At 61.2% G+C, this 250-nt stretch carries 1 protein-coding gene; it reads left to right on the top strand.

The features are described from left to right. Window positions 1–250: IS66 family transposase (locus P0D80_RS51670; RefSeq protein WP_408296802.1), on the top strand; the 250-nt coding region annotated here is incomplete at both ends.

The raw sequence follows: 250 nt of genomic DNA, 5'->3' as shown, positions 1-250 counted from the left end.
GTACTCAATGCCATCCACGCGCTGATGCTCGAGCAATCGCCCGGCGTCGTACCGAAAAGCCTGCTCGGCAAGGGACTGACTTACCTGCGCGCGCAGTGGCCCAAGCTCATTCGTTACGTCGAGAACGGCGACTGGCCTATCTCGAACAACGCTGTTGAGAATGCGATTCGACCATTCTGCGTGGGGCGCCGCGGATGGCTGTTCTCGGACACCGTCGGAGGCGCGAACGCGAGCGCCAATCTCTATACGC

It is taken from the genome of Paraburkholderia sp. RL17-373-BIF-A (assembly GCF_046030175.1).
Lineage (GTDB): Bacteria > Pseudomonadota > Gammaproteobacteria > Burkholderiales > Burkholderiaceae > Paraburkholderia.
Note: the sequence above shows the minus strand (reverse complement) of the source record. Positions and strands in the feature narration are given on the sequence as shown.